Consider the following 13,825-nt stretch of genomic DNA (forward strand, 5'->3'; position numbering starts at 1 on the left):
ATCGTTGCGTCCGTCGGCGGTACGGCGGCGATTCGTTGCGCCCCATGGCATGCATACCCCTGGCACGAGGGCCCGTACTCCCAGGGGTGCAGGCCAGGGGTGTACTCCCCCGCCGGGTGGCGGAGGCGCGGTGCAGCCTGCGGCGCGATGTGGCACGGCGTCGGCGCCGGGACAGTGAGTGATGTCCGCACCAGTCGCCGAACCACCGAACGAACCACCGAAAGGGCCGACATGAACCGCCGTACGAAGACCGCCGTGCTCGGTGCCGCTCTGCTCGTGACCGCCGGGGCCACGGGAGCCGCCGGGGCCACCTCGTCCGCCACTGCCTCCACTGCCTCGGCGTCCATCGCCTCCGCGGCCGGTGAGCGGCAGCGCGAGGCCGCCGCGCTCACCGGCACCGCGAAGCTGTACCGGTCCGCCGGGGACGACATCACGTTCTCCTTCGACGCGCACCTGGCGGCGAAGGACAACGACGATCCGCTGAAGGCCACCGGCACCTTCGAGTGGAGCCACTACGTCGACGGCGACGGTGCCTGGGCGAAGGCCGAGGTGGACTGCCTCCTCACCGGTGGCAAGGTGGCCGTCGTCTCCGGTGTCATCACCGACTCGGACCTGCCGGGTGCCGAGGGCAAGCGGGTCGGGATCACCGTCCACGACACCGGACGACACGACCGGCTCGGGTACAGCTGGGCCTCCGTCGGAAACCCCGTCGAGACGAAGGACCTGCCCAAGTGCGTCAGCTCCGCGCCCTTCGAGAAGATCAAGAAGGGCACGGGCGACTTCACGGTCGTGCCCTGGAGCCCGAAGTTCTAGCCGCGCGGGCCGCCCGCTTCCCCGCCGGTCCCTTCCCTGTCGGCAGCCCCTTCCCCGCGGCCGCCAGCAGCGCGGCCGTCACCAGGTAGGGCACCGCGAACAAGGCGAAGGCCGCGCCGTGCGTGGTCGCCGACCCGATCACCCCGTAGGCGCCGTACACGGCGATGGTGGTCAGGTCGGTGCCCACCCCGGCCACCGAGGTCAGGGTGGCACGGCCGGTTCCGCCGATCCGGTCCTGGAGCCGGGCGTCGGCCAGCACGCTCGCCAACTGGAAACCGCAGAAGGAGAGCGCCACAAGGCCGATCCCGGCCGGGGTCCGCACCCACGCCCCCGCGGCCAGTGCCACCGCGGAGACCGCGAGCAGCCCGGCGAACCCGCCCGTGCCCAGCCGACGGCCGACACCGGCGAGCAGCCCGCCGACCGTCGCCCCCGCCCAGATCAGCAACAGCCAGTTCGGGACGGCGCTTTCCGCGACGCCCGTGTCGCGGACGAGCAACGGTGTGTACTCGTCGAGGGCGCCCCAGACTGCGGTGACGGCCGGGACCAGCAGCAGGGCACTACGGACGGACCGGTCACCACGGGCCTCGGCGAGCCCGGCCCGCAGCGTCCTGGTCCAGCCGTCGCCCGGGCCCACACCAGGTGCGCCGCCCGGCCGTTCGCCGGTTTCGTCGCCCGGTCCCCCGCCGGGGTCGTCGCCCGGCCCCTCGCGGCGGGCGTCGCCGTCCTTCGCCGCATCGGCCGCTTCCCGGTGCTCCGGGAACCGTGCCGCCGTGGCCGCCGTCAGCAGACAGGCCAGCACACTGGCGAGCCCGACGGCCGGGTAGCCGCCGAACGCGAACACCGGCCCGGCCAGCGGCATCGACGCCATCACGGCGACGAGCCCGGCCGCACGGGCCCGGCCCATGACGGCGCCGTACCGGTCGGCCGCGCCGAGCCGGTCCAGCTCCTCGTAGACCAGGGCCTCCAGAGCGCCGGAGCCGAGCGCTCCCTTGGCGCCCCAGAGGACGAAGCCGAGGGCGAACGCCCAGTACGACGGGGCGAACACCCACAGGGCGAATCCGGTGGCCGTGAGCAGCGGTCCGAACCACAGCAGCAGTCGCCGCGAGACGGCGTCGGCCCAGGCGCCGGACGGGATCTCCAGCAGGACGCCGGTCAGCGCCCACAGGCAGAACAGCGAGGAGATCTGCCACACCGTGAGCCCGGTGTCGCTGAACAGCAGGGCGTAGACCGGGTAGAGCAGGACGAAGTCGTCGAGGAACGCGTAGCCGTACAGCGTGGTCGTCAGCCGCCGGACGGCGGGGCCGGAGCCGGTGCCGGGCGCACGCGCAGGTGAGTGAGTCATGAGGCCTTCCCGCAGGGACCGCAGGGACAGTTCGGACGCCGGAGACACGGCGTCCGAGGCGGTCCTCGGGCCCCTCGGGAGGCACAACTGGTGGATCAATGTCGCCTGGTCATGACACCGATGTTAGTCCGGACGGGCGGCCCGGCCCAGCGAGAATGTCGTGATCACCGCAGCGTGGTCCGACGGCCAGTCGTTGTCCTCGACGTCGGGCCAGGGACGCGGAGTACCGGTGACGAGGGTCCGGGAGTCGAGGACCCGGAGCCCTGCGCCCGCGTACAGCACGTAGTCGATCCGGTCCTGCGGCTCCGGGCGTCCACTGCCGTCCTCGTGCTCGATGTGGACCGGCGACCAGGTGTGGCCGGGGCTCCGGACCGGGTCGGGGTGCGCCTCCCGGTAGGAGTCGCGCAGGCCGGCCTCCTCGGCGGCCCTGGTCACGGGCCACTCGGCGTCCTCGCGGTCCAGGTGGGAGGGCGCGTTGAAGTCGCCGACCAGGAGGACCGGAGTGGTGTCGCGGGTCGCCAGGTCCGGGGCCATCGCGGCCAGGATCTCCCGCAGCTGCCCCAGCCGTCCCGCCTCGTGGGCCGCCAGTTCGGGCCCGGCGAGCCCGTCGAAGGAGGCCTCGTACGGGCCGTACGGCGTGTAGTCGAGGTGGGCACTCCACAGCACGATGTCCTGGTCCGCGCCGAGCGTGACGCGTACGCCGGTCGCCCCGTAGAAGCCGGGGTCAGCGGCGCCCAGCCGGCCGGTGATCGGATACCGGCTGATGACGCCGAGGTTCTCGCCCGCCTGGTGGTACTCCCAGCCCAGCGCATCGGCGAGTTCCCGGGCGGCGGTGCCGTACGTCTCCTGGAGGCCGACCATGTCGACTCCGGCCGCCAGGATGATCTTGAGCTGCTTCTCGCGGTGCCGGCGGACCTTGGTGCCGCCGTACCAGAGGTTCCAGCTCATCACGCGAAGCTCACGCGGGTCGGACGGATCGGATGGATCGGATGGATCGGGCAGGTCGGACGAGCCGGGCAGGTCAGAAGACTCAGGCGCCTGACGGGTGGTGATCATGTCGCGCAGTCCGGCCGGGGTCACGTCCTCCAGGCTCTCGCGGACCGTGCGGCCCGGCGCGGCGGCGATCGGCGCGAGCGACGGCACGGCGAGCACCGCGCAGCCCGCCGCCTCCGCCGAGGAGACACCGGTCCGGGTGTCCTCGACGGCCACGCAGGAGGCGGGTTCGACGCCGAGGGCTCGGCAGGCGGCGAGATACGGGTCGGGGGCCGGCTTGGTGCGCGGGGTGTCGTCGGCGGTGACGGTGACCGCGAAGCGCCCGGCGCCCAGGCCCTCGACGACGAGGTCCGCGATGGCGCGCGGTGACGCGGTCACCAGAGCGGTGGGCACGCCGTCCGCGGCCAGTGCGTCGAGGAGCCGGAGCGCGCCGGGCCTGGCCACGATTCCGGAGCGCACCCGGACGGCGAACTCCCGGTGCAGATCGGCGGCGACCTCGGCGAACGGGGCTCCCGTGGCCCGGCTCAGCGTCTCGGCGGTGTGCTCGACGGGCCGCCCGAGCACGTCCTCCTCGTCGGCCTCCGTGAGCGACCGGCCGAGCCCCGCCGCAACGTGCTCGACCGCGTCCCACCACAGCCGCTCGGTGTCCACGAGGGTCCCATCCATGTCGAACAGGACGGCCTGGAGCGGCTGTTGGGGATGGCGAGGGGGGTAGGGGGCGGGGGTGGTGTGGGGGGTCACGCGGCTCTCTCTCACAGGCGGTCGGCGACCAGGACGGGACGTTCCGGCAGGCTCACGGTCACGGCGGTGCCCGCGCCCAGCGCGGCGGCCTCGTGGGTCGGCAGGTCGGCCTTCACCTCGGTTCCGTCGGCGAGCCGGACGGTGACGCGGGTGGCCGCGCCGAGGAAGGCGGAGGCGACGACCCGGGCGTCCGAGGCGTCCTCGGCCGTCACCCGCACCGCCTCGGGCCGTACGAGCACGTCGACCTCGGGAGATGCGGGCGCCTCACCGTCGACCGGCAGCCGCTGTCCGAGCACCTCGACCGTCCCGTCGGTCACCCGCCCCGGTATGCGGCTCATCGTGCCGACGAACTCGGCGACGAACGCGGTCGCGGGCCGCCCGTACAACTCGGCCGGGGCAGCGCACTGTTCGAGCCGTCCGGCCCGCATCACGGCGACCCGGTCCGCCATCGACAGGGCCTCCTCCTGATCGTGCGTCACGAACAGTGTGGTGATGCCCAGTTCCTGCTGGAGCCGGCGGATCTCCTCGCGCAGCGTGAGCCGCACCTTGGCGTCGAGCGCCGACAGCGGTTCGTCGAGGAGCAGGACGCGGGGCCGCAGCGCGAGCGCGCGGGCGAGCGCGACGCGCTGCTGCTGACCTCCGGAGAGCTGGTGCGGGAAGCTCGTGCCCTTGTCGCCGAGGCCGACGAGTTCGAGCAACTCGGCCGCGCGCGACTGCCGTTCGGCCGTACGCACCTTGCGCATCCGCAGCCCGAAGGCGACGTTGTCGAGCGCGCTGAGGTGCGGGAAGAGGCTGTACGACTGGAAGACCATCCCGGCGTCGCGCCGGTGGGCCGGGACGCGCGTGACGTCCTCGCCGTCGACCAACACCTCACCGGAGTCGGGGTGTTCGAACCCGGCGAGCATCCGCAGGGCCGTGGTCTTGCCGCAGCCGGACGGGCCGAGCAGGGCGAGGAGTTCACCGGGCCGGGCGGTCAGGTCCAGCCCGTCGAGGGCGACGGTCCGGCCGAACTCCCGGCGCAGGCCCCGGAATTCGACGGTCGCGGCCGTCGTGGCCGTTTTCTCAAGCGTGGTTGCGGTCATGGTTCATCCCCGGGGAGCGGTACGGGAGCGCCCGCCGAATCCGGCGAGCGCGAGGAGGAGTGCCCACGTGACGAGCAGGCTGAGCACGGAGACGGCGACGGACAACTGGGCCTGCGAGCCGCTGACGTTGACGATCCACACGGCGAACGGCTGGAAGCCGAGCAGCTGGGCGACGGTGAACTCGCCGAGCACCAGGGCCAGGGTGAGGAACGACGCGTTGAGCAGTGCCCCGCGCAGGTTCGGCAGCACGGCCCGTACGAGCGCCTGCGGCCAGTTCGCGCCACAGCTGCGGGCCGCCTCGACGAGGGTGCGTACGTCCATCGCGCGCAGCCCGGCGTCCAGGGCCCGGTACACGAACGGCAGCGCCATCACGACGTACGCGAGGACGAGGACGAACGGGAAGTCGGGGTTCTGGATCGACACGAACGTTTGGAACAGCGGGGTGCGGGAGAGGTGTTCGGGCCCCCACTTCAGGACCGTGCCGATCCCGGCGACGAACGCGATGGGCGGGACGACGAGCGGCAGCGAGCAGACGATCTCGACGACGGGCCGCAGCTTCGGCGCGCCGAGCCGCAGCGCGACCATCGCGGGCACCATCAGCAGCAGCACGATCGCTATGGTGGCGACGGCCAGTTCCAGCGAGAGCAGCAGGCTGGAGACGAACCCGTCGGTGCCGAAGATCTGCGTGTACGCGTCGAAGGTGATGCCCTCCCCCGGCACGTCGACCGTGAAGACGACGGACGCGGCCAGCGGCACCAGGAAGTAGAGCGCGGCGCCGGCGAGGACGACCCCGCGCCAGGGACGTACGGACCGGTTCAGTTGTCGAGCCATCGCGCGCTCCGTCGTTGCAGGGGCAGGTACACGGCCATCACCAGGCCCGCGACGAGGACCATGTCGAGGCTGAGGGCGAGCGCCACGTTCTCCTGGCCGACCAGGACATTGCCGGAGATGGCGTCGGCGATCTGCAGGGTGACCAGCGGGACCGAACTGCCCACCATGGCCGCGGCGGTGGCGTACGCGGCGAAGGCGCTGCCGAAGAGCAGTACGAATCCGCCGAGGAGTGAGGGCGCGAGGACGGGCAGGGCGATGTGCCGCCAGTACTGGACGGCGGTGGCCCCGTTGTTCCGCGCGGCCTCGCGCCACTGGACGCGCAGTCCGTCGAGGGCGGGCGTGATGGTGAGGACCATCAGCGGGATCAGGAAGTAGAGATAGACGATCACCAGACCCCAGAAGCTGTAGAGGCTCCAGCCCTTGTCGGCGAGGCCCAACTGGCGGGTCAGGACACCGGAGTTGCCGAGCGTGGCGACGAACGCGAAGGCCAGCGGGACGCCGCCGAAGTTGGCGAGCACGCCGGACGCGGTGAGCACGGCCTCGCGCAGAGCGCGGAAGCGGGAGGTCACCACGGCCTGGGCGACCAGCAGGCCGAACACCGTCGAGATGACCGCCGAGACGGCGGACAGCTTGACGCTGCCGAGCAGGGCGGTGAGGTACGCGCCCTTCAGCGAGGCGGTCAGGTTCGCCGTGGTGTACGAAGTCGCCCCGGTGGTGGGGTCCTTGACGGTGAACGCGCCGTTCAGCATGGCCAGCGCGGGGATCCCGAAGGCGAGCGCCACGAAGGCGAGCAGCGGGACGACGGCGAGCCAGCCGGGCGCGTGGCGCCGCCGCTTCGGGGAAGCGACGGGCGCCACGTCCACACGGGTGAGGGTCGCGGTCATCCGGCGACGGCCTTGCCCCAGCCCTGGCCGAGCACGGTCTTGGCCTTGCTCTGCTGGGCCTCGGTCGGGAAGGTGGGCGTCCCGGAGACCTCGGGGAGCTTGGCGGCGGCGGTCTTGTCGAGCGTGCCGGCCTTCTCCATGGCGGTCATCAGGGCCGGGCGGGCGTATCCCTTGAGCCAGAGGTTCTGGCCCTCGGCGCTGTAGAGGTACTCCTGCCACAGGCGGGCGGCCGCCGGATGCGGGGCGTCCTTGTTGATCGCCTGCGAGTAGTACTGGGAGAACTTGCCGTCGGAGGGGACCGCGACCTTCCAGTCGAGCCCCTTCTTCTTGAACTCCTCGGCGTATCCGGCGTTGAGGTAGTCCCAGTCGATACTGATCGGCGTCTCGCCCTTCTCGACCGTGGCCGGAGTCGACTCGACGGGCGTGTAGTTGCCGTTCTTCTTCAGCTTGGCGAAGAAGTCGAGGCCGGGCTGGATGTCGTCGAAGGAGCCGCCGCTCGCGAGGGAGGCCGCCCATACGCCGCCGAAGGCCGAACCGGACTTGGTGGGGTTGCCGTTGAGGGCGACCTGCCCCTTGTACCGCGGCTTCAGCAGGTCCGCGAAGGTGGTCGGGCAGGGCTTCACGCGCTTGGCGTCGCAGCCGATGGAGATGTAGCCGCCGTAGTCGTTGAACCAGCGGCCCTTCGCGTCCTTCTGCCCCTCGGGGATGTCGGCGAAGCCCGCGACCTTGTAGGGCGCGAGGAGTCCCTGCTGGGCGGCGCTGAGCGCGAACGAACTGCCCAGGTCGAGGACGTCGGGCGCCCGGTCCTGGCCCTTCCTCGACGTCACGGCGTTGATCTCGTCCTGGCTGGCGCCGTCGGGGTTCTCGACCTCGACCTTGATGCCGTACTTCTTCTGGAAGCCGTCGATGAGGGCGCCGTAGTTGGCCCAGTCGCGGGGCAGTGCGATCGCCTGCAGCGTGCCCTCCTTCTTGGCCGCCTTCACCAGTGCGTCCATGCCGCCGAAGGCCTCCGCGGAGGTCGCGGTGTCGGCGCTCCTGCCGTCGGTGGTGGTGGACGCGTCGTCGGGGGCCGCGCCGCAGGCACTCAGGGCGAGTGCGGCGGCGCCTACGAAGACGGCTGTTCTGGGCAGGGACACGGTCACGTTCTTCTCCAGGGGCGCGCAGGGATCACATGAGACGCAGAGCTTGTCAGCAGAACTTGTCTGAACAAGTTGGCCCAAGTAGGCCCGGCGTTGGTGACCTGCTCGTAAACATTGTCGAAACCGTGACCCTTGGTTTCCCTGCCACTCGCCGAGCGCACATGCCACCGCCGATCCTCGTCTAGGCTGATCAAGCGGTACTCAGCTGCGCACAGAGGGGGAGCATGGCGACGCGACACGAGGAGATCGCCGAGGAACTCAGAAGGGCGATCGACCGCGAGGAGTACACCGTGGGCAGTCGACTGCCCGCCGAGACCGACCTCGCGGCCCGCTACGGCGTCTCCCGCGGTACGGTCCGCCAGGCCGTCGCCGCCCTGACCGCCGAGGGCCTCATCGGCTCCCGGCAGGGCGCGCGCCGCGTGGTCCTCGCGAGCCGCCGCAGCCAGTCCTTCGAGGAGCTGCGCAGCTTCGCCCAGTGGGCCCGCGCGATGGGCCGCGAGGCGACGGGCCACGTGGTGTCGTCGCGGTACCGTCCGGCCACCGCCGAGGACTCCGTCCGCCTCCAACTGGCCGCGGGCACCCCGGTGTTGCACGTCCTGCGCGTACGCGGCCTGGACGGCGAACCGGTCCTCCTGGAGCGCACGGTCTACGCGGCCTGGATCTCCCCCGCCGTCGAGGCCGTCGAACCGGACTGCCCCTCGGTCACCCAGCGCCTGTACGAGGACAGCGGCCTCGTCTTCGCCTACGGCGAGCACGTCATCGACGCGGTGGCCGCCGGCGCCCAGGACGCCGAACTCCTCGACGTCCGCCGCACCAGCCCCCTCCTACGCGTCCGCCGTGTGACGACGACGCGAGAGGGCCGCCCGGTCGAATGGTCCGACGACCGCTACCGCCCGGACGCGATCACCTTCAGCGTCCACAACTCGATAGCCAACAACGCCCTGGCCCGCCAGTCGGGCCAGTCCGACTTCTGAGCCCGGCCCCTTCAGGGGCGCGGGGAACTGCGCGACCAGCCCCGACACACCCGCAGCCGCCCCCACCACCCCGCACACCCCCTACGTGGGCGACCCCGAAGAAAACCTCCGCAGCAAAGGCGAAAGCACCAACACCGACTTGGTCCGCTCCACGAACGGCTCCCCCGCGATCCGCTCAAGCACCCGCTCGAAATGCCGCATGTCGGAGGCGAAGACCTGCACCATCGCATCCGCCTCCCCCGTGACGGTGGACGCGGCCACAACCTCCTGATAACGCTCAAGCCCCCGCTGAATCGTCTCCGGCGAGGTGTTCCGTCGGCAGTAGATCTCGACGAACCCCTCGGTCTCCCACCCGAGCGCGGCCGGGTCGACCCGAACGGTGAACCCGGTGATCGCCCCGGTCGCCCGCAACCGGTCCACCCGCCGTTTCACCGCGGGCGCGGACAGCCCCACCTCCTGCCCGATGTCGGCGTAGGAGCGGCGGGCGTCCTCGGCGAGGGCGTGCACGATGCGTTCGTCGAGATCGTTCAGCACTGCGGGTGGATCACTTCTCTGGAGTGGCGAGACGGGAGCGGCGATAGCCGTAACTGAAGTAGAACACGAGCCCGACGGCCATCCAGACCCCGAAGACGACCCAGGTCACGGTGTCCAGGCTGCCCATCATCCACACGCAGAAGGCGAAGCCCAGCGCGGGCATCACCGGCGACAGCGGCACCCGGAACGTACGGGGCATCTCGGGCCGCGTACGCCGCAGCACCACGACGGCCACATTGACCAGCGCGAAGGCGAACAGCGTGCCGATGCTGGTCGCGTCGGCGAGCTGCCCGAGCGGAATCGCGGCGGCGAGGACACCGCAGAACAGCGACACGATGACCGTGTTGACGCGCGGCGTACCGGTCTTGGGGTGGACGCGCGAGAAGACCTTCGGTACGAGCCCGTCGCGGGACATGGCGAAGAGGATGCGGGTCTGCCCGTAGAGCACGGTCAGTACGACACTCGCGATGGCGATGACCGCGCCGGCCGCGAGCAGCGTGCCCCAGAAGGCGTCTCCGGTGACGTCCTTCATGATCCCGGCGAGCGCGGCCTCCGAGTCGGTGAACCCCTGCCAGGGCTTCGCGCCGACGGCGACGGCCGCGACGAGCACGTACAGCGCGGTCACGATGATCAGGGAGAGCATGATCGCGCGCGGCAGGTCACGCTGGGCGTTCTTGGCTTCCTCGCCGGCTGTGGAGGCCGCGTCGAACCCGATGTACGAGAAGAAGAGGGTCGCTCCGGCGGCGCTGACGCCCGCCATGCCGAGCGGCATGAAGTTCTCGTAGTTGCCGGAGCGGAAGCCCTGGACGCCGATCGCGCAGAACAGCAGCAGCGCGGCGATCTTCACGACGACCATGACGGTGTTGGCGCGCGCGGACTCGCGGGCGCCGCCGAGCAGGAACGCCATGGCGAGCAGTACGACGATGAGCGCGGGCAGGTTGAAGACGCCGCCGTCACCGGGTGGCGCCGAGAGCGCGTCCGGGATGGTGACACCGATCGTGCCGTCGAGCAGCTCGTTCAGGTACTCGCCCCAGCCGACGGCGACGGCCGCGACGGAGACGCCGTACTCCAGGACCAGACACCAGCCGCAGATCCAGGCGATGAGCTCGCCCATCGTTGCGTACGCATACGAGTACGAGGACCCTGCGACCGGGATGGTGCCGGCCAGCTCTGCGTACGAGAGGGCGGAGAAGAGCGCGGTGAGACCGGCGATCACGAAGGAGACGGTGACGGCCGGGCCGGCCTTGGGGACGGCCTCGCCGAGCACCACGAAGATGCCGGTGCCGAGCGTGGCGCCGATGCTGATCATCGTCAGCTGCCAGAGGCCGAGGGAGCGCCGCAGGCTGCCGCCCTCGCCCTGGCCACCCTCCGCGACCAGGCTCTCCACGGGCTTGCGGCGCATCAGGCGGGCGCCGGCTCCCGGAGGCTCGGGGGTGGGGTGACTGCGGGACTGCGGGGGTGCGCCGTGGTCGAGCACGCGGCTGGCTCCTTCATCGCTGCCGGTCAGGGCGGCGCGGCCCCACGGCAGCCCGAAGGAAGGGGACCACCGTGCACGGGGTCCCCGCCACACTACGTTCAGCGCACGACTCTACGAGCACGGCCTTTCCAGCCGTAATGCAGCAACCTTGCGCGCCTCCGCAAGATCGTTGCGTTGATCACGGGCAGGCGAGTGTTCGTTGCGCGGGGCTCGTCAACCGTTGCACGGCCACCGCCGGGACCCTTCGCGCGACCACCGCCGAGGCCGCTCGCTCGTCCACCGCACCGGCCCGAGAGGCCACTCGTGCCGGCCCGCTGCCAGACCCCGTCCGGAGACCCGGAAGCGACTCGGGCGGGACGCCAATCCGCTCGCCGCACAGACCCGCCGCCCGACCTCAGGGCAGCCCCGAGGCCGCCCTCAGACCCCGTCCGGATCCCCCGCGATGGCCCGCGCCTCGGCCACGTCGTTCTCGTCGAAGCCCAGTTGCCCGGGCCGCCCGTGGGCCGCCGCCTGCTCGTCGATCCAACGGTTGTGGGCCTCCCAGGCGGCCTGCTTGCTGGTGCCCAGGGCCGACCCGATCTGCGACCAGGAGGCCCCGGCCCGACGCGCCGCGCGCACGCTCAACTGCCGCCCGTACGCGGCCTTGCGGGCCACCACCTCGCTCAGCGCGAGCAGTTCGAGCAGCTCGCCCCGGTCGAGGGCCTCCTCGTCGCTCCCCGCCCCGGCCAGCGACTCCCGCACGCGCAGTTCATCGAGACGGGCCACGGCGGTCAGCAGCGTGTACTGGGGCTCGAGGCTCTGCGGTGTCGTCATGACCCCAGCGTCCCGTCAGGCAGGCTTGACGTCAAGAGGGCTTGACGAGAGGTCCTTGACCAGGAAGACACCGGGGTCGGCGCACACCTGGCGTACACCGTCCACGTCGAGATACGCCCAGCGGTCGACGTACGACACGGCGGGCCGGTAGCCGAGCCGTGCGTAGAGCCGCGCGGCTGACGGGTTGTCGTCGCCCACGCCGAGCCCCATGAGCAAGCCGCCGCGGGCGAGGGCCCGTTCCTCGGCGGCACGCACCAGTGCCGTTCCGATGCCCCGCGAGCGGAGCGACGCGGGCCAGACGAACAACCCGTTGAGCTCGGGACAGCCAGGCCGGGCAGCCCGCACCTCGGGAGCCTCGCACCCGGTCCAGCGGACCTCCGCGTGACCGACGGGCCGGCCGTCGAGCCAGGGGATCAGATAGCTGCTGTCACCCGTCTCCTGCCGCGCGAACCGCGCCCGGTGGCTCCCGTCCACGCTGTGCGAGGGCATGTACCGCTCCAGAACCGCGATGTCCTCGGCCCTGCAGATGTCGATCCTCATCCGCCCGACCCTAGCGACAACCGAGAACGGCACGGCCCCCGTTTCCCGGCATGCGGGACAACAGGGGCCGTACGGAAGGGAGTCGGAAGTGGCGTCAGCTCCAGCTGGCGTGCAGCGGCTTGCCCTCCGCGTAGCCGGCCGCGCTCTGGACGCCGACGACGGCCCGCTCGGCGAACTCCTCCAGGGAGTTGGCACCGGCGTAGGTGCAGGAGGAGCGGACGCCCGCGATGATCGAGTCGATCAGGTCCTCGACGCCCGGCCGGGACGGGTCGAGGAACATCCGCGAGGTCGAGATGCCCTCCTCGAACAGCGCCTTGCGGGCGCGGTCGTACGCCGACTCCTCCGACGTGCGGTTGCGCACCGCGCGCGCGGACGCCATACCGAACGACTCCTTGTAGAGGCGCCCGTTGGCGTCCTGCTGGAGGTCGCCCGGCGACTCGTACGTACCGGCGAACCAGGAACCGATCATCACGTTCGAAGCGCCCGCGGCCAGCGCCATGGCGACGTCGCGCGGGTGGCGCACCCCGCCGTCGGCCCACACGTGCTTGCCGAACTTCTTCGCCTCGGCGGCGCATTCGAGCACGGCCGAGAACTGCGGGCGGCCCACTCCGGTCATCATGCGCGTGGTGCACATGGCGCCGGGTCCGACACCGACCTTGATGATGTCCGCGCCGGCCTCGATGAGGTCGCGTACGCCCTCGGCGGCGACGATGTTGCCCGCGACGATCGGCACCCGGGGGTCGAGCCCGCGGACCGCCTTGACCGCGGCGATCATCGACTCCTGGTGGCCGTGCGCCGTGTCCACTACGAGTGTGTCGACGCCGGCGGCGAGGAGCTGCTTGGCCTTGCCCGCGACATCGCCGTTGATGCCGACGGCGGCGGCGATGCGCAGCCTGCCGTCCGCGTCGGTGGCCGGTGTGTAGAGCGTGGCGCGCAGGGCGCCCTTGCGGGTGATGATGCCGGCGAGCCTGCCGTCCTTGTCCACGGCGGGGGCATAGCGGCGGTTCGCGTGGTCGAGCCTGTTGAACGCCTCGCCCGGCTCGATGTCCGCGTCGAGCAGCAGCAGGTCCCGGGACATGACCTCGGACAGCTGCGTGAAGCGGTCGACCCCGTTCAGGTCGGCGTCGGTGACCACACCGACCGGCCTGCCCTCGTCGTCCACCACGACACCGGCGTTGTGCGCGCGCTTCGGCAGCAGGGACAGCGCGTCGGCGACCGTCTGGTGCGGGGCCAGCACGATGGGGGTGTCCAGGACGAGATGACGGCTCTTGACCCAGGAGACGACCTCGGTGACGACCTCGATCGGGATGTCCTGCGGAATGACGACGAGCCCGCCCCGGCGGGCCAGCGTCTCGGCCATCCGGCGGCCCGCGATGGCCGTCATGTTGGCGACCACCAGCGGGATCGTGGTGCCGCTGCCGTCCGGCGAAGCCAGGTCGACGCCCTGCCGCGAACCGACCGCGGAGCGGCTCGGCACCATGAAGACGTCGTCGTACGTCAGGTCGTACGCGGGCTGGATGTCGTTGAGGAAACGCACGTGCTGCACATCCCGGTCGTTCAGAGGTGGCCCCCGAACAGGACAGCCCGAGGGAAGAGCACGTACCTCATTGTCCCATGCCAGTGGGTGCGCACCCCCCGGGCCGATCGTCCAGGCTGGTCAAG

At 71.5% G+C, this 13,825-nt stretch carries 13 protein-coding genes; 2 read left to right on the forward strand and 11 right to left on the reverse strand.

Annotation, left to right across the window (positions count from 1 at the left end):
- Positions 1-231: 231 nt before the first annotated feature.
- Positions 232-813: a Repetin gene (locus ACH4YP_RS23695; protein WP_398492320.1), complete on the forward strand. Its 582-nt coding sequence runs from the start codon at positions 232-234 to the stop codon at positions 811-813.
- Here the strand turns inward: ACH4YP_RS23695 and ACH4YP_RS23700 are convergent.
- The 6 genes from ACH4YP_RS23700 to ACH4YP_RS23725 all read right to left on the reverse strand — a co-directional run bounded on the left by ACH4YP_RS23700 (position 782) and on the right by ACH4YP_RS23725 (position 7,828).
- The gene (locus ACH4YP_RS23700) at positions 782-2,155 is read right to left on the reverse strand and encodes an MFS transporter (RefSeq protein WP_398492321.1); all 1,374 of its coding nucleotides are present in this window, start codon (positions 2,153-2,155) and stop codon (positions 782-784) included. The two genes, ACH4YP_RS23695 and ACH4YP_RS23700, sit on opposite strands and share 32 nt — an antisense overlap.
- A 123-nt stretch (positions 2,156-2,278) precedes the next feature.
- Complete coding sequence (locus ACH4YP_RS23705; RefSeq protein WP_398492601.1) at positions 2,279-3,814, reverse strand: HAD-IA family hydrolase; 1,536 nt, start codon at positions 3,812-3,814, stop codon at positions 2,279-2,281.
- 86 nt (positions 3,815-3,900) lie between these two features.
- Positions 3,901-4,971, reverse strand: a complete 1,071-nt coding sequence (locus ACH4YP_RS23710; protein WP_361058159.1) for an ABC transporter ATP-binding protein — start codon at positions 4,969-4,971, stop codon at positions 3,901-3,903.
- A 3-nt stretch (positions 4,972-4,974) separates the two neighbouring features.
- Positions 4,975-5,802, reverse strand: a complete 828-nt coding sequence (locus ACH4YP_RS23715; RefSeq protein WP_398492323.1) for an ABC transporter permease — start codon at positions 5,800-5,802, stop codon at positions 4,975-4,977.
- Positions 5,787-6,686 carry an ABC transporter permease gene (locus tag ACH4YP_RS23720; RefSeq protein WP_398492325.1) on the reverse strand — a complete coding sequence of 300 codons (900 nt, stop codon included), beginning with the start codon at positions 6,684-6,686 and terminating at the stop codon, positions 5,787-5,789. The genes ACH4YP_RS23715 and ACH4YP_RS23720 overlap by 16 nt, the downstream gene beginning before the upstream one ends.
- Positions 6,683-7,828, reverse strand: a complete 1,146-nt coding sequence (locus tag ACH4YP_RS23725) for an ABC transporter substrate-binding protein (protein ID WP_398492326.1) — start codon at positions 7,826-7,828, stop codon at positions 6,683-6,685. The genes ACH4YP_RS23720 and ACH4YP_RS23725 overlap by 4 nt, the downstream gene beginning before the upstream one ends.
- Before the next feature lie 221 nt (positions 7,829-8,049).
- Here ACH4YP_RS23725 and ACH4YP_RS23730 point away from each other — a divergent pair, with 221 nt between their 5' ends.
- Complete coding sequence (locus ACH4YP_RS23730; protein WP_361058167.1) at positions 8,050-8,799, forward strand: GntR family transcriptional regulator; 750 nt, start codon at positions 8,050-8,052, stop codon at positions 8,797-8,799.
- Positions 8,800-8,880: 81 nt separating this feature from the next.
- Here ACH4YP_RS23730 and ACH4YP_RS23735 read toward each other — a convergent pair whose 3' ends face one another.
- The 5 genes from ACH4YP_RS23735 to ACH4YP_RS23755 form a co-directional block, all read right to left on the reverse strand.
- Entirely contained in the window at positions 8,881-9,333 is a 453-nt protein-coding gene (locus ACH4YP_RS23735; RefSeq protein WP_055618648.1) for an Lrp/AsnC family transcriptional regulator, read from the reverse strand.
- A 10-nt stretch (positions 9,334-9,343) separates the two neighbouring features.
- Positions 9,344-10,810, reverse strand: coding sequence for an amino acid permease (locus tag ACH4YP_RS23740; protein ID WP_398492328.1), 1,467 nt, complete (start codon positions 10,808-10,810; stop codon positions 9,344-9,346).
- 417 nt (positions 10,811-11,227) lie between these two features.
- Positions 11,228-11,623 carry a hypothetical protein gene (locus tag ACH4YP_RS23745; protein WP_398492330.1) on the reverse strand — a complete coding sequence of 132 codons (396 nt, stop codon included), beginning with the start codon at positions 11,621-11,623 and terminating at the stop codon, positions 11,228-11,230.
- Positions 11,624-11,638: 15 nt separating this feature from the next.
- Complete coding sequence (locus ACH4YP_RS23750; RefSeq protein ID WP_361058173.1) at positions 11,639-12,163, reverse strand: GNAT family N-acetyltransferase; 525 nt, start codon at positions 12,161-12,163, stop codon at positions 11,639-11,641.
- A 94-nt stretch (positions 12,164-12,257) separates the two neighbouring features.
- Positions 12,258-13,700: a GuaB1 family IMP dehydrogenase-related protein gene (locus tag ACH4YP_RS23755; RefSeq protein ID WP_398492603.1), complete on the reverse strand. Its 1,443-nt coding sequence runs from the start codon at positions 13,698-13,700 to the stop codon at positions 12,258-12,260.
- Between the last annotated feature and the right edge of the window lie 125 nt (positions 13,701-13,825).

The organism is Streptomyces sp. NPDC020747 (assembly GCF_044334695.1).
Taxonomy (GTDB): domain Bacteria; phylum Actinomycetota; class Actinomycetes; order Streptomycetales; family Streptomycetaceae; genus Streptomyces.